Here is a 22,015-nt window from a genome sequence, read left to right as displayed (position 1 = left end):
GCGTCGCTGTTATACCCGACAGTTTGCATGAGGACAGGTGCCTTTGTGTGCTCATCCTCTGCTCTGCTCACAGCCCGCTGTGTTCAAAGTCGAGGATAAGGCGCCCGCGCAGCCGGCCCTGATCAAGACGGCGGTGAGCAGCTGCCGCCTCACTGGCGGGAAACACGGCTTCTACCCGCATCGGTAACAGACCGGCGCTGACCTGATCTGCCAGCTGCCTGATGGCAGGCTGGTCGGTGGCGCGCTCCCGGACATTAACGAAACGGGTAGTAATGCCGCGCTCCAGTGTTTCGTTGCTGGCTGGGCGCAGGACAATAATCTGCCCCTGATCACACACAGCCGCCAGGATCTGTGGCTGTATACAGGCGGCATCGACGACGGCATCGACCCCCTGCGGGAAGTGCTCCCGCACGCGCTGTGCCAGATGATCTCCACGCGCTATCACCATGGCTGCGCCCAGCTTGTGCAGCAAAGGCTCGTCGGCTGCTGTCGCTATGGCAACGGGTTCAAACCCTGCTGCTTTTGCCAGTGCCACAGTATAGGCACCCACTGCACCGGCAGCACCGGTCACCAGAATGCGTGCGCCCGCTGCGAGCGTGAGATTATCCAGCGCGTTTCTGGCTGTCAGGGCATTCATCAGGAACGAGGCTGCCTCGGCAAAGGAAGCCTGCGGTGGTGCTGCGGTAACGGAGCGTGCGGGCAGGCAGACATATTCACTGTAGCCGCCGTAGTTGCCGAAGTTATCAACGATGCCGGTGACCCGCTGACCCACACGCAAACCCAGTGCAGGGTCAACGTCGGCACTGATCTCATCAAGAGTGCCGGCGATATCCATCCCCGGGATGTAGGGGTAGGGCGCACCGGCATACCAGCTGGCGAGGTCGCCAGAGCGCAGCATTTCATCGACCGGGTTGATGCCAGCAGCATGGACCTTTACCCGCACCTGCCCGGCGGTTGCATGGGGTGTCGGCAGTTCAAAGGCCTCAAGAACATCAGGTCCACCGTACTGATTCAGTCCGATTACTCGCATCGTTATGCACCTTCAATGAGCAGGAGGAGGCAGGCCGGGATCACTGTTTATTGCCGGCCGTAACTGCCGGCATTGTCGCTGCAGGCCAAGGGCAGCCGGTATCACAGTTCACCGGATTTCTTGCCTGTTTCTACAGCCGTCTGTGCGCTCTGCATCCGGCAGGCGGTTCGATCTGCAGGCCCCACAGCAACAGGCCCAACATGAATAGAGGGGGCGAGGTGACAGAGGAGAAGTCGCCCCGGCAGGGACGGCATAAAGGCGCGGACGAAGTGTGCGTCAGCGCCTGGGTGGCCGGTTTATTGTTCCGATGATTTATTGTTCCGATGATTTATCGGGCGGGGCTGGCAACGTGCTCCGCTGTGCTGGCGGCCAGCGTGGGCTGTTCGCTGGAGCGGCTGGCCAGGTGGCTGCGCACTTTGCTGTTCTCCACAGACGGATAGCGCGATGAGGCATAGCGCACCACCAGATTGGCAAAAGCCAGCAGCAAAATGGCGCCGGTGATGTAAACAATGCCCAGATCAGGCTCACTGTGGTGGGAAATGTCAGCAATCAGCAGGCGGGTCAGGGCCGTGATGGCGACGTAAATCAGAAAACGTACTGGCATGTGGTTGGTTTTGAAGTAGATGCCGACCATCGCCCCCAGTTCGAGGTAGATAAACAGCAGCAGTACGTCATCTACGCTGATGTGATCCTTGGCCAGAATCAGCAGGAACTCGGCAATGGCGGCCCAGGCCGTGACGCCGCCGATGGCAAACAGGGCAAGGTAGTGAAAGCCTTCCACCAGCAGATTACCCAGTGAGTCTGCACCGTCATGCATGCGGTGGCGCAGGGCTTCTGCCCAGTCGGTATTCATAGTCATTTCCTTATCTGTAAAAAAGCCGCTTTTTACCCCGGTGTCATCCGGTACAGTCAGCTACTGTGCCCCTGCAATCTACTGCCCCGGCATGACAGTTGTTCACCCGGCTTACATCTGATCTGGCGAGGGCTGGTAGCCTTTTGGCACTATCCTGACATGCAGAAATAAGGCCAGAATAAGGAAGGTGCGCAGCCGCCTTCTGCACGGTGTTTGGCATGGAACTGTATTGACCGCCGTTCACCACTCATATTCACTTGCCGGTATGCATTTTTATGATGCATTCCCTTTGTCTGCGGATGACCTCAGCGTAATGGACAGCTCCTTGATTACAGACGGAAAGGTGTTATGGCGTCAGGTCTGAAATCTTCCTGGTTGAGCCGATGGTGTCGCCGTGGCGGCCGGCTTGGTGGATGGTCACTGGCGCATTTGCTGGCCTTCATGATTGCGCTGGGCGCTGCGTTGTCCGGGGTGGCGGCGCCGGAGCGGCGGCTGGTGGTGGGCGTCTATGACTTCCCGCCGCTGTTGTCCATGGAAAACGGCAAGGCCACGGGTTTTGCCGTGGAGGTACTGCGTGAAATTGCCGACCGTCATGGCTGGCAGCTGTCATTTCGTGAGGGCAGCCTGTACGAGCTGACCTATCAGCTCAATCACGGTGAGATTGACGTGCTGCCCGGTGTGCTGGTGCGCCAGCCAAGGGTGGAAAGCAGCGGCGTTGCCATTGTGGACACGCCGCTGGTAGACGACTGGGGGGTGATCTACAGCGCACCCAATGCCGCGGATGTGCAGTCACTGTCGGAGCTGAGTGAACACCGGCTGGCCCGGCTTGACTCAGACTGGCTGGGGGGGCTGACGGAGTCCCAGTTCAACAGTGTGGGACTGGGAGTCACCTGGTCTAGCTTCCCTACCAATGAATCGATGATCAAGGCGCTGCTCAGTCATCAGGTGGATGGCATCCTGTTTTCTCATCTGTTCGGCGATTATCGGGCCGGCTTCTATCATCTCAAGTCGTCGCCGCTGATGCTCAGCCCGGAGCCACGCAGTTTTGCCCTGAGCCGCCAGAGTGCGGCACTGAAGCCTGCCTTTGAGCGGGAGTTGCTGCGGTTGCGGGCGGACCGCGCTTCGCTCTATTACGAAGCACTGGATCGCTACTTCAACACCTCCTTTGTCGACAAGCAGCGGCGCAATTCGGTGATGTTCATGAGTCTGGCCGGGGTGGGGCTGCTGCTGGCGCTGCTGATACTCAGCCGTTACCTCAATCATCTGGTGGATCGCCGCACTGAAGAGCTGTCAGAAACCAATGAGCGGTTATCGGAGCTGAACCGCAACCTTGATCTGATTGTGCGCTCCCGCACCCTGGCACTGGAAAAGAGCAACCAGCAACTGGCACACAGCAATACGGCACTGGAACAGTCACGCACGGATCTGCAGAGCAGTCTCAACTCTCTGCGTGATATGCAGTCGCAGCTGGTAGAGGCGGAGAAAATGTCGTCGCTGGGCGGGCTGGTGGCCGGGGTCGCCCATGAAATCAACACACCGCTGGGTATCGCCGTCACCAGTGAGTCGCTGCTGGATGAAAAATTGCAGAATCTGGTCACAGCCTATCGGCAGGGCACCATGACCCGCACCGATCTGGAACGTTTCTTTGAGCTGGCGGGGGAAAGTGTGCAGATTCTCAAGGGTAATCTGCAGCGGGCTGCCGAGCTGGTGCAGAGCTTCAAGCGGATGGCGGTCGACCAGTCTACGCTGGAGCGGCGCGAGGTAGTGCTGACCGACTATATTGACGAGGTATTGCTGACCCTGCGCCCGCAGCTGAAAAAGCATGACGTCAAGGTTCGCATAAATGGTGACAAGCAGCTGTGCTGGACTACCTGCCCCGGGGCGATGGCGCAGATACTGACTAATCTGATTATGAATAGCGTCTGTCACGCCTTTGCTGAAAACCAGCGTGACAGGCGGGTCGAGATTGAGGTGGAGCGTGAAGAGCGTGGCCTGCGCATCACTTTCAGCGATAACGGCCGGGGTGTATCTGCCGAGGTACTGGCCAAGCTGTTTGAACCCTTCTTCACTACACGCAGGCTGGAAGGGGGCACCGGACTGGGACTGCATCTGGTGTATAACCTGGTGACTCAGAGCCTGAAAGGGAGGATTCAGGCCAGCAGCGAGGAAGGTCAGGGGCTGAGTTTTGTTATGCATGTACCTGAACTGGGCATGTTTGATACAGGAGCAACCGTGGATGTCTGATGATCTGTTTGCGCCCGAGCGGGCTGAAGAGGGGCCGAGCCGTCAGCCCTGGTATGTGCTGATCGTCGACGATGAGGCTGAAGTGCACCGTATTACCCGGCTGGCCCTGCAGGACTTTCAGTTTGACGGACGCGGGCTCAATTTTATCAGCGCTTATACCGGCACCGAGGCTCGCCTGCTGCTGAAGAACCGTCATCAGGACATCGCTGTGGCGCTGCTGGACGTGGTGATGGAAAGCGACGATGCCGGTCTGACGCTGGTGGATTTTATCCGTAATGATCTCGACAACCAGCATATGCGGCTGGTGCTGAGAACCGGTCAGCCGGGACAGGCACCGGAGCATCGGGTGATCGTCAACTACGATATCAATGACTACAAAGCCAAGACCGAACTGACCGCGCAGAAGCTGTCGACCCTGATGTACACCAGTCTGCGCGGCTATCGCGACATCATGACCATTGAGGCCAACCGCCGCGGGCTGACGCAGGTGATTCAGGCATCCGCCGACATTTTTCAGCGCCAGTCACTGATTCCGCTGCTCGATGGCGTCATCGAGCAGCTGATCGCACTGGTGAAAATGGACAAGGGCCTGCTGCTGGAGCGTCGCCGGCATTTTGCTGCCCGCACTGAAGGGCTGGATCTGGAAGTACTGGTCGCCAGCGATGGTTATAACCATCTGGCAGGTATGACCACCGATGATATTCTGGCTCCTGCTGAGCGCGGTCTGATCCGTGAGGCCATTGCCCGCAATCAGCACATTTTTACCGAAGAAGGCGCGGTGCTGTTGTGCTGCAATAATGCCGAGCGCTCGCTGGTGCTGTTTCTGGAAGGCGGCAAGCCCATTGATCAGATGGACCGTCATCTGCTGGAGCTGTTTATCCATAACGTCGCGATAGCCTTCGACAATGTGCGGCTGAACAACGAGGTGGAGGAGACTCAGCGCGAAATCGTCTATCTGCTCGGTGAAACCGTGGAGACTCGCAGCCATGAAACCGGCAATCACGTTAAACGAGTGGCGGAGTTCTGTTATCTGCTGGCGACCCTGAGCGGGATGTCAGAGGAAGAGGCCAGTGTGCTGCGCTATGCCTCACCCCTGCATGATCTGGGCAAGATCGGCATTCCTGACCATATCCTGCACAAACCCGGTCGCCATGATCATGACGAAAGGGAAATCATGCAGACCCATGCGTCCCTCGGTCACAGCCTGCTCAGCCGTTCACAGCGGCCGATTCTGCATGCGGCTTCCATCATTGCTCATCAGCATCATGAAAAGTGGGACGGGTCAGGTTATCCGGCGGGTAAAAAAGGCGAAGACATTCACATCTTTGGCCGTATCGTCGCCCTCGCTGATGTGTTCGATGCCCTGTGCAGTGAGCGCTGTTACAAGCCAGCCTGGTCAACAGCCGATGCGCTGGCGTTTATTCAGGAGCAGTCCGGCAAGCACTTTGACCCGGCGCTGGTCGCGGTATTCATGGCGAATATCGATGACTTTCTGCTTATTCGTGCGGCCTACGGCGACTGAATGCCGGCACGGAAGCCGTTCACTGGCTGGTGCGCACGATGCTGGCGCCGGTATGCAGAGGGCTGACCCGGTGCAGCATCACCAGCAGGCCGATACCGAGGGTCATCATTGCGGCGGCCATCCACAGCGCGCCACTGTACTGACCGGTTGCCGCGGCAATATAGCCGGTGATGGCCGGCGCGATAATCTGCGCAGCGCCATAACTCAGGGTCAGACGGGCCATGGCCTTGGCCGGATTGGCAGGGTAACAGCGGCCAATCAGGGTCAGGGTCAGGCTGACAATGCCCATAAAGGTGACGCCATAGAGGACGGCGCAGAGCAGATAGGCGGGCAGTGACTGGCTGAAAACCGGCAGCATGATGGAAATGATCTGCAGCAGATAGGCCAGCATCAGGGTAGGAATATCCCCCAGACGGCGGTTGAGCTGATCCCAGATAAAGGCGGCCGGTGTTGCTGCCAGCCCCACCACAATCCATATCAGACTGCCACTGCCCACCTGCGCTGAAGGTTGTTCTGCCATCTCGACAATAAAGGTCGCACTGATCACATAGCCAAAGCCGGCACAGAAGTAGCTGGCGATCATCAGCAGCATCCAGCGCCGTTCGGGGGCGGCAGAGGTTTGCTGATGCTGGCGGCTGTCCAGCGTGACCGGCATCGGCATCCAGCTCCACGCCGGAATGAAGAACACAATGCCCAGCACACCCAGTGCCAGCCATAGCTCGCCCCAGTGCAGCAGTGGCAGCAGGGCCGCGACAGCCAGCCCGGACACCACAATACCCAGCCCCATGCCGGCAAAGTGAATGCCCAGTTCCAGACGCTGGTTGTGTTGCAGCAGCCAGTTCAGCACCAGCCCGGAGCTGATCAGCAGGCCAGCGACACTGCTCATGCCGCTGATATAGCGCAGGATGCCCCAGGTAATCACATTGTCTGTCATGCCCATGGCGGCGGTGCTGAGCAGGGCGGCCAGCAACCCCAGACGGTAAAGCTGAAACTTGATATCGAGGCGTTTGATGGTGGCAGCCAGCAGGGCACCGGACATATAGCCCGCATAGTTGAAGGTCGCCAGCCAGCCACCGGCCACTTCGGTCAGCCAGGTCTGGTCACGCATGACGGCCAACATCGGCGTGTAGGCGAAGCGGGCCAGACCCACAGTGAGGATCAGACTACAGATCCCGGCGAAAACCACTTTCCAGGCTTGGGTGGAGTAAGCCACACACTCTCTCCTCAGGGCGGTTGTTATTGTTGTCGATCAGCAGGGGAAGCGTCGCAGGCATTGCTGTCAATCAGGACGCAGACCGATCTCCCGCCATTCTAGCCTGCAAAGGATAACTTTCGCTTTGAGACCAAAGGTCTAGCAGCTGACCAGCGCTGCCTTCCACCATTGGTCAGGTGATGTGCTAAGGTGAACCGAAGTCACTTGTATGCAGGCAGGGGGGCTGCCCGCCAGGTGTCTTTGGCACAGCCTGCCTGTGTCGTTCTGCTGCTCGGGGAAAACAATAATATGAATCCGCTCCATCAGCGTGCCGACCGTTTCCAGCGTTTTACTGATTTCTACCCGTTCTATCTCAGCCAGCACGCCGATCCGGTGTGTCGCCGTCTGCATTTTGCGGGCACCAGCTGCGTACTGATGCTGCTGGGCTACTGCCTGTTCAGTCAGCAGTGGAGCTGGTTGTGGCTGGTGCCGCTGGCAGGTTATGGCTTTGCCTGGCTGGGGCATTTCTTTTTCGAGAAAAACCGCCCGGCGACCTTTACCTACCCACTGTGGAGCCTGTTTGGCGACTTTGTGATGTTCAGGGACATGTTGCTGGGCAAAGTACGCTGGTAAGTCGCTACGCTATGCCTTGAACCTGAGCGGGTCTGACACTAGAGTGGCACCTTCATGCCATAAACCCGCACTTTCCCGTCGTGGAGAGGTTCATCGTGTCGCAGTTATCCGCCAGTTTCGCCGCCGGAGTCGATCCGGCCGTGCGCCGTGCCCGTGTTGCCGTCGCTTTTGTCTTCTTTGCCTGTGGAGTGATTTTCTCCTCCTGGGTGCCGCACATTCCGCTGGTACAGCAGCGCATCGGTCTTAGTGATGGTGAGCTGGGGCTGGCGCTGTTCTTTATGGCCATCGGTGCCATCAGTGCCATGCCGCTCTGTGGCTGGCTGACCGGCAAGGTGGGTGGCAAGCGGGTGTGCAGCATCAGTTCGCTGGCGTTCTGCCTTGCTCTTTATCTGCCAACCCATGCCGACAGTTTCGTCCAGCTGGCGGCGGCCCTGTTTGTGTTCGGTGCTTGTAGCAGCGGGATGGATGTCTCCATGAATGCCGAGGCGGTGCGGGTAGAGAAGGATTTCGGCCGGGCCATCATGTCGTCCTTTCACGGCTTTTTCAGTCTGGGCGGCCTGACCGGCGCTTTGATCGGCGGCGGCCTGCTGGCACTGGGCGTGTCCTCGCAGCTGCATATCACCCTGATGATTGTTCTGATCGCCGCTCTTTGCCTGCTGGCGTTTCGCTACTTCCTGCACAATGCGCCGGAAGCGGCGGGGGGCCATACCTTTTCCCTGCCCAGCAAGCCGGTACTGGCGCTGGGACTGCTCGCCTTCGGTGCGCTGATGGCGGAAGGTGCGATGGCGGACTGGACCGGGGTGTATCTCAGCTCCGTGCTGGGCACCAGTGCCAGTACCGCGGCCATGGGGTTTGCTGCGTTCTCCATTGCCATGGCCGCGGGGCGACTGTCGGGGGATTACTGGACCCGCCGTCTTGGTCCGGTCAACCTGATGCGCTGCAGTGCCGTGATTGCCTCTGCAGGGCTGGTGGTGGGTCTGCTGTTTGCCGAGCCTTTGCTGGCCATGGTGGGTTTTGCCTGCGTGGGGATTAGGCTGGCCAATATCGTGCCGCTGGTGTTCAGTGCGGCAGGCCGGGTGCCGGGTATGTCGGCAGGTAATGGCATTGCCGCGGTTGCAACCTCGGGCTACACCGGTTTTCTGGCGGGGCCGCCGCTGATTGGCTTTCTGTCGGAGCTGATGGGGCTGGCACTGGCACTGGGCGTGGTGGCTGTGATTATTCTGGCTGCCGGCCCTTTTGCACACGTGCTGCACAACCGGGCGTAGTTAGCTGGCGTTCAGCACCAGAAGCAAAAAGGTCAGCCGGGTGCTGACCTTTTTGTTTAGCGGGGAATGCCGTGTGCTCAGATCACACCACGTTCACTTTCATGTTGTTACTGGGAGCGCTGGCCATTCACAAATGCCGCCAGACGCCATTCGCCTTTCTCCTGTGCGAAGCAGAAACGCGGCAGCTCCCAGAAGCTCACCAGTGAGGAATGCACGTAGGCTTCATTGAGGTGGTTGAACTGTACCTTCAGCCAGAGATCGGGTGCTGAGGTCAGAATATTGGCCTTGGGCGACAGTGCCAGCGGCTCACCGCTGTCGGAGCCCACCACCATCACATCGGCATTGCTGACTTCGTCCAGTACCGCCGACTGCAGGCTGGGCGCCGCGCGCAGCCGCACATTGCCCTTGTCGATACTGGCCAGATAGTGCAGGTCAGTATGGGCGCGAATATCTTCCAGTGCTGGCAGCGGTGCCGGGCAGACGCCCCACTGCGTGGAGAACAATAGGCGCGGGCTGACGCTGGAGCGCAGGTTTTGCCAGATTTGCTTCTTGTAGCCTTCAGGCACCGGTGAAGGCAGGAAGACCCGGGCAAAATTGTCCTTGCCACTGCTCTGTTTGCTGAAGATACCATCAGGATCGCGTTCATAGCGGAAGTTATCGGCAACCAGTGCCATCACCGCTTCCCTGTCCTGCTTTTCAATGGCCTGACTTAAATCCCGGAAAAAACGGGTGAAACTGTCGGTAGGCTGGAACAGCTTGTCGGTGGCCTGACTGAGGCCGCTGACCATGATGAGTACTAAACCGATGGCGAATCTGAACGCCGTATGCATTTCCTTACCTTACTTGTCTGGTGGAGTGCCACAAATCCAGCGCAATAGACTAGACCATCCGACCCCGAAGTGTAAGCAGTTTATCAAATTGTTTCTATTCGCCCGGGTGGTCTGAGCGTACCCGTGACGCCCGGTCTGCGCTGTCATGGCAGGCGGAAGCGGCCTTGATCTGAGGTGCTGAGAAGGGCAGGTTACGGGCCTGCTGGGTGTTCACATCGCAGACCTGCTGCGATGTGACCGGTGGGGCAGATCAGCAGGGGAGGCTTACTTGCGCAGCAGAAATTCGATGGCTTCGCCCGCTTCGATGATATGGCGCTGCAGCAGGCTGACGGCTTCTTCGATGTTGCCCTCACGGCACAGATCCAGCAGGCGCTGGTGTTCCCGCTCGGCTTTGACGATCCCTTCGGTGAGCACCAGCTGCAGGCGAATATAACGGTCACTGCGCATATTCAGGCTGGCAATCACTTCCATGGAAAGTGGTTGATTGGCTGGCGCGTAAAGCGTCGCGTGAAACTCCTGATTGAGGCTGCTCCAGCTCTCAATCTGGGTACCGGTATTCAGGGCATGGTCGAAGGCGGTGAGGATGACTTCTGCCTGACGGAAGGTATCCGTCGTCATATTGGGGATGGCTTTGGCCAGAATATGGCTTTCCAGCACTGCGCGCAGACTGAACAGCTCATGAATGTGTTCAACCGACAGCTCGGAAACGGTCGCACCCTTGTGTGGCTCAAACTCCACCAGCCCCTGCGCTTCCAGCAACAGCAACGCTTCGCGGACGGGGATGCGGCTGACGTTCAGTTCCTTGGCCAGAGCATCCTGACGTAACGCGGTGCCTGCCGGTATATCGCCACTGAGAATACGATCCTGCAGGATTTCGGCTACCAGCTGGGTACGGGTCTTATGAACGGGAACGGGTTTGGCCATAGTTCTCTTGTGTGTAGCAGAGAGGGTGCGCGTACTTCAGCACGGGGAGCACCATCGGTTGTCAGTCGGTTGCTGTGCCTGATATAGCGAACCCGCGATACGCGTCAGTCGGATAACCGGGCATATGGCGGGCGTTCGTCACTTCATCGGCAGCTTTTATTCTTGTCTCGCAGGTTGCTCTGGCATCGCTGCGCAGGCTGCAAGTGTGGTGCATTTTGCCGGTGATGGCAAACGGCTGCTCCTTTGGGTGGATGATCCGCAGCCCGGGTTGCACCGCGGATGACCTTTATCTCTTCATATTTGCATCATCACTCCACGCTCCACCGGCCTGCACTGGCAGACCGGGGAGGAGAGGGTCGCGGTGCCTGTCAACAAGCAGGATTGATGCCAGACGTCACGGGGTGATCAGTCAGTCACCTTCAGCTGGCCATCCACCGTGCGGCTGGTATTGAGTGGATTGCTCGCCTTCAGGGCCACAGGCAATAAGCCATCGGGCAGATTCTGCAGACATACCGGGCGTACAAAACGCTGGATGGCACTGGCGCCTACCGAGGTGCTGCGACTGTCGGTCGCTGCCGGGTAAGGGCCGCCATGCTGCATGCCATGACACACTTCCACGCCGGTGGGATAGCCGTTGTACAGCAGCCGGCCGACCCGGTTCATCAGAATGCGTACCAGCGGCTGTGCTTCCTGCTGGTCAGCGGTTTCACCCTGCAGGGTCGCCGTCAGGTGGCCACTCAGGCGGCGGGCGACCTGCAGCATCTGTTTGTGGCTGTCGCACTCCACCAGCAGGCTGCAGGGGCCAAAGATTTCTTCTTCCAGATGAGGGTTAGCCAGCCAGTCGCATGCCGAAGTGCGCAGTATGCAGGCATGGCCATGGGACTGATCGGGGTGGCCGGGCCGGGCTTCGGCCAGCACTTCCACTCCCTGCTGCAGTTTCAGGCTGGCCAGTTGCTGCTCGTAGTTGGCGGCAATGGCAGGGGTCAGCATGGTTTGCCAGGGCTGAGCCGGGATCAGCGCCTGCAGCTGTGTTTTCAACTGCTCCAGTGCCTCGCCTTTTACTGCAATCAGCAAGCCGGGGTTGGTGCAGAACTGGCCACAGCCCAGCGTCAGGGAGGCGACGAAATCCTGAGCGATGGCCTCACCGCGCAAACCCAGTGCATGGCTAAGCAGGAAGACCGGGTTGCTACTGCCCAGCTCACCGTAGAACGGAATGGGCTCTGGCCGCTGACAGGCAATGTCAAACAGAATGCGGCCTACTTTTAGCGAGCCGGTAAAGCCGACGGCCTTGATACCAGGGTGGGCAACCAGTTTCTGTGACAGCGCGGGCGAACGGCCCTGTAACAGGGCGAAGCAGCCTGCAGGCATTTCACTTTCGGCCAGGGCTTCGGCAATCACTTCTGCGACCAGTGCGGCCGTGCCGGGATGTGCCGGATGGCCCTTGACGATCACCGGGCAGCCTGCCGCCAGTGCTGACGCGGTGTCGCCACCGGCAGTGGAGAAGGCCAGCGGGAAGTTACTGGCACCAAACACGGCCACTGGCCCCAGCGGTACAGGCATCAGGCGGATATCCGGGCGGGGTGGCTGGCGCTCTGGCAATGCCGAGTCGAGGGTAAGGTGCAGCCAGTCGCCAGCACGCAGGACGCCGGCAAACATACGCAGCTGATTACAGGTGCGGCCCATTTCACCGTTCAGGCGGCCTTCTGGCAGACCTGTTTCCTGCATGGCGCGCTGAACAATGACGGCCTGATGGGCTGCCAGTTTGTCGGCAATGCAGTCCAACAACGCGGCACGCTCGCTGTAGCCGTATTCCTGCAGAATCTCGAAGGCTTCACCAGCGACGGCCACAGCACTGTTCAGCTCGGCTTCGGTCGCTTCAAAAAAGGACTCGGGCAGCGGATTGTGGGTCGCCGGGTTGAGTGCGGAAAACACCTCAGTACCTGAGCTGGTCCACTGGCCATTGATCAGTTGTTGGGGGGATAACGCCCGCATCAGATACGCTCCTGTGACAAATGAATAATTTCAGTTCCATGGGCATCAGCGCCGTGACTATCAAGCGGCGATGATGGATCGCGACGGTTAAGATGACGATGAGCCGACCCTGATCAATGATGCTGGCAGCCGTCGCCCAGCATAGCCGGGTCGGGAAAGCGGCGATGACCCAAAAAAGTGCGGTCATAATTGTATATTGCATGCAATTTTGCAACGCTGGCCTTCGCCTTCGCCTTCGCCTTCGCCTTCGCCTTCGCCTTCGCCTTCGCCTTCGCCTTCGTGCTCGTGCTCTGCCGTGAGCTTTATCCAATGCTGAAAAGCACTGTCTAATCGTCTGTACGGGGATGGTGTGATGCCCCCGTCAGCGCTGTTTTTCCACCACTCTTTTGGCGTGGATTTAATGGACATAAAGGCGTTTATGGCGCCAAGCCGCGAACGGCGCGCGCTCAGCCTGCTCTCCTGATAATTTGTCGGCCCTGCGCAGGGGCATATGGAGCCCCTGACCGTGTCTGGTCGCTCTACCAGACACCACGGACGGTTCAGTCACGATTCCAGCAGATAACAATTCCAAAAACAGGAGAGGCTATGAACGCACTCGTATCCAAACTCGCCCCCGGTCGACAGGTGGGCGGCATGCCCTGGATCATGTTCGCGCTGATGGCAGCGTGCATTCTGTTCGCCAGCATCGAAGGCAGCCTGCCTGCCGGTATGGTTGGCGCTCTGGCGTTGATGTTTATTCTCGGGACTGCCCTCAATACGCTGGGGGATCGTCTGCCCGTCGTTCGCACCTATTTAGGTGGTGGTGCCATTGTCAGTATCTTCGGCGCCGCTGCCCTTTTTGAATATCAGCTGTTGCCCGCCAGCTCCGGCAAGATCATCAGTGACTTCATGCAGTCCGGTGGTTTTATGGGCTTCTATATCGCCAGTCTGGTGACCGGCTCGGTATTCGGCATGAGTACCGATCTGCTGAAGAAAGCGGCCCTGCGCTATATCCCGGTGATCATCGCCAGCGTGGCCTTTGCCCTGCTGTTCGTGGGGATCGCTGGCATGCTGATGGGCTATGGCTTCAAGGCTGCGGTGTTTCTGATCGGCCTGCCCATCATGGGCGGTGGCATGGGGGCTGGCGCTGTGCCGCTGGTGGAAATCATGTCTGGCCCGATGCAGACCAGTGCTGCTGATCTGATGTCGAAAATGGTCCCGGCGCTGGCCATGGGCAATGCCATTGCCATCGTTACCGCCGGACTGCTGCACCGTCTGGGGCAACGTTACCCCGGCCTGACCGGCAACGGCCAGCTGATGCGCAGTGCCACCTTTGCGCCTGCCGATGAAACCGAAAGCGTGAAGGCTGATCCACAGTTTCTCGGCGTTGGTCTGTTCCTTAGTGCTTCTATGTTTGTGCTGGGTGCGGTGCTGAGCAAGTTCATCCCCATGCACAGTTATGCCCTGATGATTCTGTGCATTGCACTGATCAAGGTACTGGGTCTGATTCCCCGTCGCTACGAACTGGCTGCGGCCCACTGGTTCCAGTTTGTGGTGGTGAACTTTACCCCGGCGCTGCTGGTGGGTATCGGTGTGGCTTATACCAATATCGATGAGCTGATCAGCACCTTCTCCCTGACCTATCTGGTGCTGGTGTTTGTCACGGTTATCGGTGCGGTGGTCGGCTCTGCGCTGATTGGCTATCTGCTGGGCTTCCATGCGATCGAGGCCAGTATTACTGCCGGTCTGTGCATGGCCAACATGGGCGGCACCGGAGATGTGGCGGTACTGGCGACCAGTCGCCGCATGACGCTGATGCCTTTTGCCCAGATTTCTTCCCGTATCGGTGGGGCGATGATGCTGGTGCTGGCGACCATGCTGATTCAGCTGTTTGCCGGTGGCTAGGAACACGCGTTTCAGGCCGTAGGTGATGCGGGTCTGATTCGGCCCGCAGTCAGTTTCCTCTTGTGGCACAACTCCGGTTGACTCCACAGTTTCTGGAGAGGTCGCCTTGTGCTTCCTCTCCATTTTTTCAGCGTTAGCCCCTCCGGGCGGCCACTCTCTTGATTTACACCCGACCGTGTCACACCATCAGCGTTCCCATCCTTCAGGCATTCTTCCCACGATGAAGCTCCGTCAGCAGATCGCGCTGTATTCTGTCGGCCTGTCACTGGTACAGGCCCTGCTGCTGACGGCCCTGCTGGTGGTGGGGCTGCGGGTCGATTATCTCGATACCCTGACCCGCCACGGCGATCAGCTGGCGGAGGTGCTGGCACAGGATCAGGAAGTGATTGCCGCCCTGAGTGCTTCCACTGTGCAGAGCACGGCGCAGTTACAGCGCAGCATCGAACACAAGCGCCAGCTCTCCGGCGCCGCCTATATTGTGGTGACTGACGAACAGGCCAGACGCCTGACGCACCCCCGCCCTGAGCTGATCGGGCAGCGCTTTATCGGTGAAGACATCTGGCCTGCGCTGCAGCAGGGGCGACAGTATCACTCCGAAGCGACCGGCTCCCTCGGTAACGCCGTGCGCAGTTTTGCCCCGGTGCGGGATGCGAAAGGGCAGATTATTGGTGCGGTGGTGGTCGGCTATCTGCAGGCCACTATTAAGGAGCTGCTCAACGACAAGTTGCTGTGGCTGGTGGCACTGGTGCTGCTGGTGTGCTGTCTCACTGCTGCGCTGGCCTGGTTTATCCACCGCCGCTTACGCAAGACCCTGATGGACTGGGAGCCGGAGCAGATAGCACGCAAGTTCACCGAGCAGGCACTGGTACTGGAGAGCGTTTTCGACGCCATTCTGGCCATTGATGCCGGGCAACGCATTCTCACCATCAACCAGACGGCCGTGCAGTGTCTGAAACTGGGCCGCTACAGCCCGGATGAGCTGGTCGGCCAGCCGCTGGCTGAGGTCTGCCCGCTGGTGCTGCCGATGTTCAGTGCCAATGCGCAGGGGTTGTCAGAGCAGGGCTTCACGCTGGCCGGGCAAAGCTATTCCAGCAAAGTACTGCCGATTCTCTGGCGCGGCCGTGCCATGGGGCAGGTGATGACCTTCCGCGCTGAAGGGGACGTCAATGAGCTATCCCACCAGATCAGCCATCTGCGCCAGTATGGCGATATGCTGCGTATGCAGACCCACGAGTACGCCAACAAGCTCAACTCGCTGGCCGGGCTGCTGCAGATGGGAGAGACCGACAAGGCACTGGCGCTGATTCACACTGAGAGTGAGGACTATCAGGCGCTGTTACAGCAGGTAATGGCGGCCATTGCCGACCGCCCGGTGGCCGGTCTGATTCTCGGCAAGTTCAATCGCGCCCGTGAGCTGGGCGTGGCGTTTGAGTTCGACCCCCTGAGCCGCCTGCAGGAATATCCCCATGCCCTGTCAGTGGAGCTGATCACTATTCTTGGCAATCTGCTCGACAATGGCCTGCGTGCCGCCCGTGCCAGTGCTGCCTTGCCTGCCCGTATCAGTCTGTCGATCAGTGATGCCGGTAAGCACATCATTCTGGAAGTGGAAGACAGTGGTGCAGGCGTGGATGAGCAGCTGGCGGACCATCTGTTTGAATACGGCGTCAGCCAGCAGGCGGGGGACCACGGCGTGGGCCTCTATCTGGTCAAGGAGATCGTCAATCGTTATCAGGGCAGTCTGGTGTGGGAGCGCACACCGGAGCAGACCACCCTGTTCAGTGTCTACCTGCCCAAACCTGAGGAGAGCAACTGATGAGCACACCCGCCCATCCCTTTCGGGTGATGATCGTCGAAGACGATCGGCGCATTAACCCCATCGTAGAAAGTGTGGTCAGCCAGCGTGCTGCCTTTGAAGTGATGGGGGTCGCGGAAAGTCTGGCCGAAGCCCGTACCCTGCTGCTGGGCGAGGTGCCTGATCTGCTGCTGGTGGACATGTCGCTGCCCGATGGTGACGGCCTCGAATTGGTGCGTTACTGCCGTCAGCAGGGCATGGCGTGCGACGTCATAGTGATTACGGCCAGCCGCAGTACCGAGGTGATTCAGGCTGCCATGCAGGAAGGGGTGTTCGACTACATCGTCAAACCCCTGCGGCTGGCGCGCATTGCCCAGAGTCTGGAGCACTTTGTCGAGGTCAAAGCCACCCTGCAGCGGCAGGCAGAGCTGGATCAGCACAGCATCGACTCGCTGCTTGGGCGGCCCACGGTGCCTGCACCACAGCGCGGCACCCCCAAAGGCATTGATGAGGTCACTCTCAGGGCGGTCACCGAGCTGCTGCGCGCAGCGCCGGATGAAGGCTTTACCATCGAGCGTATTGCGACCGAGCTGACCATTGGCAGAACCACCGCACGACGTTATCTGGAATATCTGGAAGCCGAACAGTTACTGAGTCTGGAGCTCAACTATGGCACCCGCGGCCGGCCTGAGCGGGTGTTCCGCTGGTGCGGAACGGCAGCATAATTCTGTAATGCTCCTGATGCAGGCTGGATAAAATCGATCCTGACTCTGTGCATGGACTATGAGTTTTCGTTTTATTACTTAAATTTATTGCCATAGGTGTTGGGACGAAGGAACGAGTTTTGCTAGACTCTTTTCGACTTTAGTCTAACAGTTGATTGAACATCTTCCGGTGCACTCACCTGAAGCACAACGGAGCCACCTCTGCCGGTGGTGCCGGTTCACTCTTCTGCTAAAACCCATTCGCCCGGTGTTCACCCGATCCGGATACCGGGCCTGTCTGGAACAGCCTATGCAACACGCTTCTCATCATGATCTGCGCCTGAGCTTCCGTCAGCTGCTGGAAAGCCAGGAGTGCTTTTACACCGCCTCCGTGTTTGATCCCATGTCTGCCCGCATCGCTTCTGACCTTGGTTTCGAAGTGGGGATCCTCGGTGGCTCGGTCGCGTCCATGCAGGTGCTTGCCGCACCTGACTTTGCGCTGATCTCCCTTAGTGAATTTGTTGAACAGGCCACCCGCATTGGCCGCGTCGCCGAGCTGCCGGTGATTGCTGATGCTGACCATGGCTATGGCAATGCCTTCAACGCCATGCGTACTGTGGTGGAGCTGGAGCGTGCCGGGATTGCCGCGCTGACGCTGGAAGACACCATGCTGCCAGCCAAGTTCGGACATAAATCCACCGATCTGATCAGTATTGAAGAGGCCGTCGGCAAACTGAGTGCGGCACTGGAAGCGCGGGTTGATCCGGCGTTGTCCATCATTGCCCGTACCAATGCCTCGGTCATCTCTACCGATGAAGTCATCCGACGGGTCAGCGCCTATCAGGCGACCGGCGTGGATGGTATCTGCATTGTGGGGATTGAAGACTTCGAGCATCTGGAGCAGATCGCTGCCGCAGTCAGCATTCCGCTGATGCTGGTGACCTATGGCAACCCCAAACTGAATGATCGTGCCCGTCTGGCTAAACTAGGTGTGCGTATAGTGGTCAACGGCCATGCGGCTTACTTTGCTGCCATCAAGGCCACCTACGACTGCCTGCGGCTGGAGCGTGGTGGTGAAGCCTCTCCGCTGTCAGCAACGGCACTGGCACACAAGTACACCAACCCGGAGGAATATATTGTCTGGGCGCGTGAGTATATGGATGTAGAAGAGTAAGGCTTTACAGCTGAGGCACTGTATTTGCCTCGTGATGACATCCCGGCGTTAAAGTTGGTCTTTGAGCGAGTGGTGGCGCTGTCAGCAGCGGCCCTTGTTCGGCCAATTTAACCCAGGGATCTTCAGCCCCGTGCTGTCCCAGCGCGCCTAGTCGCTCCCTCCACCCCCATCTCCGCTGTCACAACCTCCACTGTCACTGCCTGAGTTGCAGCTGTCATGAGCGCTGCCAGACGAGGCATCGTCATAGCTGTTGTTCATCGAAGTATCTGACGTGCTGCTGTCGTGCTGGCGAGATTTTGAGCCACGGATCAGGCGCACACAGATCCAGATCAATCCCAGCAGTGCCAGTATTCCTATCAGTTTTCCCATCTTGCTGTGCCTCTCTGAAGTGGCCCTCTGCAGTGGCCCTCTGCAGTGGCCCTCTGCAGTGGCCCTCTGCAGTAAAAGTGATGCTCCTGTCAGCTCGTAGAATGCAGCCCCCGGCCCGTTCGCAGGTAATGCGCCCAGTCATGGCGGCCACGGTTGGCAGCAATGCGTGCGGCCAGTTCATGGTCATAGGGGACGCGCACCAGTTCCACCTGCCAGCCCGCTTCGTGCCATTCCAGCAGGGCATAGCTGGCATGGGGGCTGAAGGTTTCCATACTGTGCGGTACCGGTTCGTCATCCATATAGGCGGGCAGACCGACACTGCCGGGGTTGACGATAAGCTGGCCGGTGCTGAGTTTGACGACCCGTGGTGTATGGGTGTGGCCGCAGAGAATCAGGGGGGACCGATGGCCATCCAGCAGGCTGATGATTTCATCATCGCCACGCACTCTGGCGCTGCCGCTTTCCACATTTTCCAGCAGATAGATCAGATCGTTACTGGGTGAGCCATGGCACAGGTAGATCTCCCTGCTGGCATCCCCTTCAAACAGCCAGGCATCGAAGGGCAGGCCCTGCATCCAGTCCAGAGGTTCCTGTTCCAGATCCTGCAGGATAAACGCCAGCGTCGGATTGGCGGCAATGTCTGCCGGGCCGGATTCGTAGATCTGCCGGTCCTGATTGCCACGAATGGTAATGAAGGAGTGCTTTTTCAGCACATCGTAGGTAGCACGTGGCGCAATGGCGCCGTACAGGATGTCACCCAGATTGAGCAACTGCCTGGCTCCACGCCGCTGAGCGTCATTGATAACGGCTTCCAGTGCAAAAACATTGCTGTGAATATCAGACAACGCGGCAATCTTCATGGGCGCATCTCGTGGCTACAGACGTGTTGAGTTGAAGTCGAAAAGACTCTTCTGGGCGCCGGATGCTGCACGCCTCTGAAGACAGGGCTACTGCGGTGCTGCAGTGATCAGCAAAGCCGATTCACTGAGGTATTGCAAGCTGTTTCAGGTGAGGGGTAGAAGCCTGTTCACGCTGTGCGGTGGTCAGAGCAGCAGGCTGCTGTCGACAGGGTGGAAAGCACTGGCGGCGTTGATCAGGCTGCTGGCCGTCAGGCGCGGAACGCCATAGACCTCGGCTTCAATACCGTACTTGTCGCGCACCTTGTGCAGCAGCAGATCAAAATCCCCATCGCCGGACAGCAACACAATGCGCTCCACCGTGGCCGCGGTTTCCAGCACATCAATGGTGATGCCGACATCCCAGTCACCCTTGGCTGAGCCGTCGCTGCGCTGGATGTAGGGTTTGAGTTTGACCTCGAAGCCGATGTGCCTCAGGGCATCCTGAAATTTTAGCTGCTGTTCATCACCGCGATGAATGGCATAAGCGCAGGCGGTAACAATCTGCCCGCTCATGCTGAGCCGTTGCCACAGGGCGCGATAATTGAACGACCGGCCGTAGGCCTGCTTGCAGGTGTAGTAGATATTCTGTACGTCGGCAAAAACGGCAATACGCATGAGGGGCTACCTGCCTGACGGCACCGTAAGGAGTAGGGGGCACAGGATGCGCAAGACTATAGCACAGGGGCGTGGTGTGATTGGCGCGAAAGGGCGGCCCGGCCACGGCCGATTTCTGGTAAAGTAGCCCGTTCTTTCGGGCGGCATGCGCGCCTGCCGCTGCCCATGACTCAGGTTGGTAATGTGACAAAAAACGATATTCTGCGCCGTATCCGCTATGTGTTCGATTTCAGCGACGATCAGATGATCGGCCTGTTTGCTGCGGCTGATGTGACGGTGACCCGAGCTCAGGTCAGCAACTGGCTGAAGAAGGATGACGTGGCGGATTTCGAGAAGATCCCTGATGTATTACTGGCCACCTTCCTCAATGGCCTGATCAACCAGCGTCGTGGCCGTCGTGAAGGCGCTCAGCCTGAGCCGGAAAAGCGTTTGAATCACAATATCGTGCTGCGCAAGCTGCGTATTGCACTGGATTTCAAGGAAGAGGACATGCTGGCGGTGCTGGGTCTGGCCGACTTCCGCATGGGTAAGCATGAGCTGAGTGCGCTGTTCCGTGCGCCGACTCACAAGCACTATCGCGAATGCCAGGATCAGGTATTGCGTAACTTCCTCAATGGCTTGCAGATCAAGTTTCGCGGCGCCCAGCAGCCAGACTGATCACGGTTAATGGCAGGCGGTGGCCATCACCGCCTGCGTTCACGCCCGCAGGCTTAGCAGCCTGCACAGCACTTCACTCCAGCCACAGACGATACCAGCCATTGTGCTGATGCAGCTCTACCGGCAATCCGTACATCTCACTGAGAATGGCACTGGTCAGCACTTCCTGCTTGGGGCCATCCGCCAGCACCCGACCCTTTTGGATCAGAATTACCCGGTTGATCTCGGGGATGATTTCATCGATGTGATGGGTCGTCAGTAACAGGCTGTGCTGGGGCGTGCAGTAGTCGCGCATCAGTTTCAGCAGCCCGGCGGCAGCACCGATATCCAGCCCGTTGGACGGCTCGTCGAAAATCAGCAGATCCGGGTTATGAATCAGGGCACGGCCCACCAGTAGTCGGCGCTTCTGGCCGGTCGACAGGCGCTGGAACATGGTGTCGTGATAGTCGGCCATGCCCAGTCTGGCCAGGGTCTGCTCAGCAATCTGCTGCTGTTCCGCTGTGGCCTGCAGATGGTCATGCTGACCAATAGCGCCAAGAAAGCCCGACAGGATGACCTCAAAGGCGGTGGTATAGGGGGTGTAATCGTCCTGCAGGTCCTGCGACACCATACCGATATGCTGGCGCAGCTCCACCAGACTAAAACGCTGACGGCCAAACAGACTGATATGGCTGTCGTCTTTCACTACCGGATAGATTTCCCGGGTGATCAGCTTCAGGAAAGTACTTTTCCCCGCGCCGTTAGGGCCAAGAATGGCGACCTTTTCACCGGCTTCAATAGTGATGTTGAGGTTGTCGAAAACCTTGTTGTCCCGCTGGAAGGCGGTGACGTTCTTCATTTCGATCATGCGGTTGCCTGCTAAGGGTGGGAAGGTGCTCAGAACGTTTTCTCGATCTGCTGCGCGTGGGCCAGACAGGGTTGAAAAGAGGCTGATCAGACATTGGGGTTATCGCCTTCAATCCATGAGTAGACTTCAAAGTCTTCACTGCGATTCTTCCATTGCATTTGCCGCCAGAAACCGTGGCCGTCCTGATTGTCTTTCAGCACGAATAAATGGCTTTTCAGTATGCCCTCGGCAGCCAGCGCATCGACACAGGCTCTGGCCAGCTGACGGCCAAGACCATTGCCACGGGCGGAGGTCGCGACAACCAGATGCTGCAGATAGCCGCGTTTGCCATCGTGACCAGCCATGCAGCAGCCGGTGATGCGGCCCTGCTCTTCGGCCACAAAGCTTAAACCGGGATTACGCTGCAGATAGCGGTCGATGTTTTCCCGCGAGTCGGCATCGCGCACGCTGATACCGGGCGTGGTGGTGAAGAGGGTGATGAGGTCGTCGTAATCCGCCAGAGTCATGGGGCGAATCATGGTGGGCATCCTTGTAGCTGGAGAGCGTTAGCGATTTGTCGCTGGAAAGTGTTAGCGCTTTGCAGGTGGTA

Annotated in this window: 21 protein-coding genes; 9 read left to right on the top strand and 12 right to left on the bottom strand. The window is 58.7% G+C overall.

The window, feature by feature from the left end; all coding sequences use genetic code 11:
• Positions 1-67 precede the first annotated feature (67 nt).
• Together QCD60_RS02305 and QCD60_RS02300 are read right to left on the bottom strand one after the other, a co-directional pair.
• Positions 68-1,030 (bottom strand): NADP-dependent oxidoreductase, encoded by a 963-nt coding sequence (locus QCD60_RS02305; protein WP_279782034.1) that lies wholly within the window; start codon positions 1,028-1,030, stop codon positions 68-70.
• Positions 1,031-1,358: 328 nt separating this feature from the next.
• Positions 1,359-1,883, bottom strand: coding sequence for a phosphate-starvation-inducible PsiE family protein (locus QCD60_RS02300; protein ID WP_279782031.1), 525 nt, complete (start codon positions 1,881-1,883; stop codon positions 1,359-1,361).
• 348 nt (positions 1,884-2,231) lie between these two features.
• On the opposite strand from QCD60_RS02300, the gene QCD60_RS02295 reads away from it, so the two are divergent.
• The gene (locus QCD60_RS02295) at positions 2,232-4,127 is read left to right on the top strand and encodes an ATP-binding protein (RefSeq protein ID WP_279782030.1); all 1,896 of its coding nucleotides are present in this window, start codon (positions 2,232-2,234) and stop codon (positions 4,125-4,127) included.
• A complete protein-coding gene (locus QCD60_RS02290; RefSeq protein WP_279782028.1) occupies positions 4,120-5,649 on the top strand; it encodes a DUF3369 domain-containing protein in 1,530 nt (509 codons plus the stop codon). The genes QCD60_RS02295 and QCD60_RS02290 overlap by 8 nt, the downstream gene beginning before the upstream one ends.
• 19 nt (positions 5,650-5,668) lie before the next feature.
• On the opposite strand, the gene QCD60_RS02285 is transcribed toward QCD60_RS02290, so the two are convergent.
• Entirely contained in the window at positions 5,669-6,862 is a 1,194-nt protein-coding gene (locus QCD60_RS02285) for a YbfB/YjiJ family MFS transporter (RefSeq protein ID WP_279782026.1), read from the bottom strand.
• Positions 6,863-7,150: 288 nt separating this feature from the next.
• On the opposite strand from QCD60_RS02285, the gene QCD60_RS02280 reads away from it, so the two are divergent.
• Both QCD60_RS02280 and QCD60_RS02275 read left to right on the top strand, forming a co-directional pair.
• Positions 7,151-7,474 (top strand): DUF962 domain-containing protein, encoded by a 324-nt coding sequence (locus QCD60_RS02280; RefSeq protein ID WP_279782024.1) that lies wholly within the window; start codon positions 7,151-7,153, stop codon positions 7,472-7,474.
• Between the two features lie 95 nt (positions 7,475-7,569).
• Complete coding sequence (locus QCD60_RS02275; protein ID WP_279782022.1) at positions 7,570-8,739, top strand: MFS transporter; 1,170 nt, start codon at positions 7,570-7,572, stop codon at positions 8,737-8,739.
• Between the two features lie 107 nt (positions 8,740-8,846).
• Here QCD60_RS02275 and QCD60_RS02270 read toward each other — a convergent pair whose 3' ends face one another.
• The 4 genes from QCD60_RS02270 to QCD60_RS02255 all read right to left on the bottom strand — a co-directional run bounded on the left by QCD60_RS02270 (position 8,847) and on the right by QCD60_RS02255 (position 12,893).
• Positions 8,847-9,569: an SH3 domain-containing protein gene (locus tag QCD60_RS02270; RefSeq protein WP_279782020.1), complete on the bottom strand. Its 723-nt coding sequence runs from the start codon at positions 9,567-9,569 to the stop codon at positions 8,847-8,849.
• 264 nt (positions 9,570-9,833) lie between these two features.
• The gene (locus QCD60_RS02265; RefSeq protein WP_279782018.1) at positions 9,834-10,493 is read right to left on the bottom strand and encodes a GntR family transcriptional regulator; all 660 of its coding nucleotides are present in this window, start codon (positions 10,491-10,493) and stop codon (positions 9,834-9,836) included.
• Between the two features lie 405 nt (positions 10,494-10,898).
• Complete coding sequence (locus QCD60_RS02260; RefSeq protein ID WP_279782016.1) at positions 10,899-12,485, bottom strand: aldehyde dehydrogenase (NADP(+)); 1,587 nt, start codon at positions 12,483-12,485, stop codon at positions 10,899-10,901.
• 183 nt (positions 12,486-12,668) lie between these two features.
• Positions 12,669-12,893 (bottom strand): hypothetical protein, encoded by a 225-nt coding sequence (locus QCD60_RS02255; RefSeq protein WP_279782014.1) that lies wholly within the window; start codon positions 12,891-12,893, stop codon positions 12,669-12,671.
• Positions 12,894-13,070: 177 nt separating this feature from the next.
• Here QCD60_RS02255 and QCD60_RS02250 point away from each other — a divergent pair, with 177 nt between their 5' ends.
• The 4 genes from QCD60_RS02250 to QCD60_RS02235 all read left to right on the top strand — a co-directional run bounded on the left by QCD60_RS02250 (position 13,071) and on the right by QCD60_RS02235 (position 18,039).
• Positions 13,071-14,369, top strand: a complete 1,299-nt coding sequence (locus QCD60_RS02250; protein WP_279782012.1) for a 2-hydroxycarboxylate transporter family protein — start codon at positions 13,071-13,073, stop codon at positions 14,367-14,369.
• 220 nt (positions 14,370-14,589) lie between these two features.
• Positions 14,590-16,182, top strand: coding sequence for a sensor histidine kinase (locus QCD60_RS02245; protein WP_279782010.1), 1,593 nt, complete (start codon positions 14,590-14,592; stop codon positions 16,180-16,182).
• Positions 16,182-16,886, top strand: coding sequence for a response regulator (locus QCD60_RS02240; RefSeq protein ID WP_279782008.1), 705 nt, complete (start codon positions 16,182-16,184; stop codon positions 16,884-16,886). The genes QCD60_RS02245 and QCD60_RS02240 overlap by 1 nt, the downstream gene beginning before the upstream one ends.
• A 289-nt stretch (positions 16,887-17,175) precedes the next feature.
• Positions 17,176-18,039, top strand: coding sequence for an oxaloacetate decarboxylase (locus QCD60_RS02235; protein WP_279782005.1), 864 nt, complete (start codon positions 17,176-17,178; stop codon positions 18,037-18,039).
• A 147-nt stretch (positions 18,040-18,186) separates the two neighbouring features.
• On the opposite strand, the gene QCD60_RS02230 is transcribed toward QCD60_RS02235, so the two are convergent.
• The 3 genes from QCD60_RS02230 to QCD60_RS02220 form a co-directional block, all read right to left on the bottom strand.
• Positions 18,187-18,408, bottom strand: coding sequence for a hypothetical protein (locus QCD60_RS02230; RefSeq protein ID WP_279782002.1), 222 nt, complete (start codon positions 18,406-18,408; stop codon positions 18,187-18,189).
• A gap of 89 nt (positions 18,409-18,497) precedes the next feature.
• Positions 18,498-19,268, bottom strand: coding sequence for a metallophosphoesterase family protein (locus QCD60_RS02225; protein WP_279782000.1), 771 nt, complete (start codon positions 19,266-19,268; stop codon positions 18,498-18,500).
• Between the two features lie 183 nt (positions 19,269-19,451).
• Complete coding sequence (locus tag QCD60_RS02220; RefSeq protein WP_279781998.1) at positions 19,452-19,922, bottom strand: NYN domain-containing protein; 471 nt, start codon at positions 19,920-19,922, stop codon at positions 19,452-19,454.
• A 183-nt stretch (positions 19,923-20,105) separates the two neighbouring features.
• On the opposite strand from QCD60_RS02220, the gene QCD60_RS02215 reads away from it, so the two are divergent.
• Positions 20,106-20,579 (top strand): DUF1456 family protein, encoded by a 474-nt coding sequence (locus QCD60_RS02215; protein WP_279781996.1) that lies wholly within the window; start codon positions 20,106-20,108, stop codon positions 20,577-20,579.
• A gap of 73 nt (positions 20,580-20,652) precedes the next feature.
• Here QCD60_RS02215 and QCD60_RS02210 read toward each other — a convergent pair whose 3' ends face one another.
• Positions 20,653-21,426: an ATP-binding cassette domain-containing protein gene (locus QCD60_RS02210; RefSeq protein WP_279781994.1), complete on the bottom strand. Its 774-nt coding sequence runs from the start codon at positions 21,424-21,426 to the stop codon at positions 20,653-20,655.
• An 86-nt stretch (positions 21,427-21,512) separates the two neighbouring features.
• On the bottom strand, positions 21,513-21,944 hold the full coding sequence (locus tag QCD60_RS02205; protein ID WP_279781992.1) for a GNAT family N-acetyltransferase: 432 nt from the start codon (positions 21,942-21,944) through the stop codon (positions 21,513-21,515).
• Positions 21,945-22,015 lie beyond the last annotated feature (71 nt).

Source organism: Pokkaliibacter sp. MBI-7 (assembly GCF_029846635.1).
Taxonomy (GTDB): domain Bacteria; phylum Pseudomonadota; class Gammaproteobacteria; order Pseudomonadales; family Balneatricaceae; genus Pokkaliibacter.
The sequence above is the reverse complement of the archived record's forward strand: the minus strand, read 5'-3'. Positions and strand labels throughout refer to the sequence as shown.